The sequence below is a fragment of the Actinomadura bangladeshensis genome (genome assembly GCF_004348335.1).
In the GTDB taxonomy this organism is placed as follows: Bacteria; Actinomycetota; Actinomycetes; order Streptosporangiales; family Streptosporangiaceae; genus Spirillospora; species Spirillospora bangladeshensis.
On sequence record NZ_SMJW01000456.1, the window covers coordinates 1 to 3,028 of the forward strand.

Sequence of the window (3,028 nt, forward strand, 5' to 3'; positions counted from 1 at the left end):
GGGCCGGTGAGGGGCTCGGCCCTGGGCGCGAGCCCCCCACCGGGATCGGTGGGGGCGTCGGTGGGGGCGTCGCCGCGCATGACCTCCGGGGCGGCGTAGGCCTTCACGCCCCACTCCGACCGGCCGGAGATGAGGTCGAGGATGTCGGTGAACCGGTCGCCCTGCGCGGCGAGCACCTCGGCGACGCGGGCGTCGTCGCGGTAGATCGTCGCGATCCGCACCGGCGCGGTCGGCGCGGCGTGCGCGGCCAGGTCGACCACGTCGTGGTGGGCGCGGGCGGTGGCCTCCAGCCACGCCAGGTCCTCCAGGTTGGCGCGCAGCGCCGCCTCCCCGTACTCGGCGAGCGCGACGGTGCTGACCAGCGCGGTCAGGCCGCCGGCGGCCACGCCGCGGACGGGTGCGCCCGCCACGCCGCGGGCGCCGCCGAGCGCGGCGAGGTCCAGGCCGCGCGCCACCCCGTACAGGTAGGTGCCGGTCCCGGCGCCGGTCCCGGCGCCGGACTCGGTGCCGGCCGAAGTGCCCGTGGTGGTACCGGTCGTCGTGCCGGTCATGGTGTCTGCTCCTTCCCCCGTGCCGGGCGGGCCGCCGCGTCCCCGCCGTCCGAGCCGCCCTGCGGGCCGCTCTCCGACGCGGCCTCCAGGGCGGCGAGGCGCTCGCGCAGCCGCCGGTTCTCCTCGCGCAGCTCGCGGTCGGCGTCCCGCTCCGCGTCGATCTCGTTCTGCCGGGCCTTGGACGACAGCGACGGGTCGTGCTCCCACCAGTCGATGCCCATCTCCCTGGCCCGGTCCACCGACGCCACCAGCAGCCGCAGCTTGATGGTCAGCAGCTCGATGTCGAGCAGGTTCACCCGGATGTCCCCGACGATCACGATCCCCTTGTCGAGGATGCGCTCCAGCAGGTCCGCCAGGTTGGCCGAGGTCCGCTCACCGGCCATCGACCGCGCCGGGGACCGGGCGCCGGTCCAGGAGATCTCGCTCACTCGGTCAGTCCCTTTCCACTCGGCCGCGCGGGTAGCGGCGGACGCGGCGGTAGGCCACCAGGTCGCCGTCCGCGTCCACCTCGGTGTCGTAGCAGGCGAGGATGTCGGCGGAGTCGGGGATGCGGCGCGTCTCCACGACCTCCACCGTGACCCGCCAGCCGTCGTCGCCGGCGCGCTCGATCCCCACCACGCTCTCGGCGCTGCGGCCGGTCATCGCGGTGACGTGCTCGACCGCCCTCTTGGCGGCCTCGGACGCGGACATCATCGGCGGCCTCCCTACGGGCCCGGCCGGTAGCCGCGGGCGCGGCCCTCGTTCAGCCGGCGGATCAGGTCGTCCTCGCGGGCCGCGGCCTCCTCCTCGGTGATCTCGCCCGCGGCGACCTCGTCGGCGACCTCCTGCATCTCCGCGGCGATCCGCCCCGGGTCGTACAGCTGCGCCTCGGCCTGCTCGGTGAGGGTCTCGGCCAGCCACATCACGCCCTTGACGGGCGCGAGCGGCAGCGTCACCAGCCCGGTGAACAGTCCCATCGCCCTCACGCCTCCGGGACGAAGTCGTAGGGCGGCAGCGGCCCGATCAGCCGGATCCGGATCCGGTCGCCGTGCGCCCGGCCCAGTTCCTGCACGGCCTGCTCGAACCGGTCGCGGCGGTCGGCGCGGACCAGGAACGAGACGTCCAGGACGTCCTCCTCCCGGGCCGGGGTCTTGCGCGCGAACGCCTCGGCCGCCGGGGCCGCGGCGTCCAGCAGGACCTGCCCGTCGCGTTCGCGGCGCCGCTCCATCGCCTGCGCGATCAGCTCGCCGAGCCGGATGCGGTCGTAGTAGACGGCGTCGGCGGCGTCCGGCGGGACCTCCCGCAGCCGCCGCGACAGCTCGGCGATCTCCGGTTCGGCCGCCATGATCTCGCCGAGGACCTCGTCCTGGACGTAGGTGGCCTTCAGGCGCAGCTCGACCCGGCCGTCGAGGCCGTCCAGGACCTGCCCGAGCCGCTCGGAGTTCCCGGCGAGCAGTTCCTTCTCCACGGCGTCGCGGTCGGCCAGCGCCGCCCCGAACCGGAACGGCAGGACGACGGTGCCGGCGTCCACCAGCGAGTTCAGCACCCGCTGGTGGGCCACCAGGTCGGCGCGCTCGCCGAGCGGCCGGTCGGCGGGCAGGTCGCTGACGAGCGCGGCGCACGCGCCGCCGGCGCGGACCAGCGACACCGGCCGGTCGTCCAGGCCGGCCACCTCGCCGGGCAGGTCGGCGTCGGCGCGGACCACCCCGTACACGTACTGCGGGACCCGGTCGCCGGACGCGGGCCCGGCGGGGGTTTGCGGCGTGGTCATTCGTCCTCGTCCTCCTTCTTGCGGGACGAGCGGCGCCGCGCGGGCTGCTTCTCCTCCTCCGAATCGTTGGAATCGCCGCCGAATGTCTCCTTCAGCCGCTCCTGCGCGCCCTCAAGGGCGCCGCGGGTCTTCTTCTTCGCGCCCGACTCCTGCATGCCCTCGACGAACTGCGGCAGGCCCTGGGAGGTCCCGTCGTGGGCGATGTCGAGCCGGTTCACGGCCTCGGCGAACCGCAGGTAGGTGTCGACGCTGGCCACGACGATCCGCACGTCGACCGTGAGGATCTCGATGCCGACCAGCGACACCCGCGCGTACAGGTCGATGACCAGTCCCTTTTCCAGGATCAGGTCGACGACGTCGGCGAGGCTGCTGCCGGATCGGCCTTGCTGGACGTAGTTGCTGCCCGAAGTCTGCTGGGCGATCGGCCCAGTCATGTCATCTCCTCGTTCAGGGGGTTGAGTGGGGGGTTCGGCACGCACCCCGGTGTACCCACACTGATCTCTCTAAACGGGCGGCCCGGTTTCGGTCATCGGCGGGTCAAGGAGCGTGGTCGGCGCGTGACAGCACGTGGCGGGACGTGGCGGGACGGGACGGGGTTCGGGAAACGCGGCGGCGCCCCCGCGTGGGACGGGGGCGCCGCCGGGTGTCCGGGACGGTGCCGCGGTGCGTGCGGTGGTCGTGCGGCGTCCGTGAAGCGGCCGGGGTGTGGCCGGGGTGTGGTCGGGGG

At 74.5% G+C, this 3,028-nt stretch carries 7 protein-coding genes; all 7 read right to left on the reverse strand.

The genetic code is table 11. The features are described 5' to 3' along the window. The coding region (locus E1284_RS39735; protein ID WP_207924226.1) for a GvpL/GvpF family gas vesicle protein at nt 1-551 on the reverse strand (551 nt) is incomplete at its 3' end. Then, nucleotides 548-979 carry a gas vesicle protein gene (locus tag E1284_RS39740; protein ID WP_425544465.1) on the reverse strand — a complete coding sequence of 144 codons (432 nt, stop codon included), beginning with the start codon at nt 977-979 and terminating at the stop codon, nt 548-550. The genes E1284_RS39735 and E1284_RS39740, both read right to left, overlap by 4 nt. A 4-nt stretch (nt 980-983) precedes the next feature. Further along, nucleotides 984-1,244 (reverse strand): gas vesicle protein GvpO, encoded by a 261-nt coding sequence (gvpO, locus tag E1284_RS39745; RefSeq protein ID WP_131945286.1) that lies wholly within the window; start codon nt 1,242-1,244, stop codon nt 984-986. Between the two features lie 11 nt (nt 1,245-1,255). Further along, on the reverse strand, nt 1,256-1,507 hold the full coding sequence (locus tag E1284_RS39750; RefSeq protein WP_131945287.1) for a gas vesicle protein GvpG: 252 nt from the start codon (nt 1,505-1,507) through the stop codon (nt 1,256-1,258). A gap of 5 nt (nt 1,508-1,512) precedes the next feature. After that, on the reverse strand, nt 1,513-2,301 hold the full coding sequence (locus E1284_RS39755; protein ID WP_131945288.1) for a GvpL/GvpF family gas vesicle protein: 789 nt from the start codon (nt 2,299-2,301) through the stop codon (nt 1,513-1,515). After that, entirely contained in the window at nt 2,298-2,735 is a 438-nt protein-coding gene (gene gvpJ, locus E1284_RS39760; RefSeq protein ID WP_131945289.1) for a gas vesicle protein GvpJ, read from the reverse strand. The genes E1284_RS39755 and gvpJ overlap by 4 nt, the downstream gene beginning before the upstream one ends. A 103-nt stretch (nt 2,736-2,838) precedes the next feature. Then, a partial coding sequence (locus tag E1284_RS42765; RefSeq protein WP_207924227.1) for a hypothetical protein occupies nt 2,839-3,028 on the reverse strand: 190 nt, incomplete at its 5' end.

Excerpts from the sequence above, each read along its gene's own strand:
- gvpO (WP_131945286.1), bottom strand. The coding sequence starts at position 1,244 with ATGATGTCCGCGTCCGAGGCCGCCAAGAGGGCGGTCGAGCACGTCACC.
- E1284_RS39750 (WP_131945287.1), bottom strand. The coding sequence starts at position 1,507 with ATGGGACTGTTCACCGGGCTGGTGACGCTGCCGCTCGCGCCCGTCAAG.
- E1284_RS39755 (WP_131945288.1), bottom strand. The coding sequence starts at position 2,301 with ATGACCACGCCGCAAACCCCCGCCGGGCCCGCGTCCGGCGACCGGGTC.
- gvpJ (WP_131945289.1), bottom strand. The coding sequence starts at position 2,735 with ATGACTGGGCCGATCGCCCAGCAGACTTCGGGCAGCAACTACGTCCAG.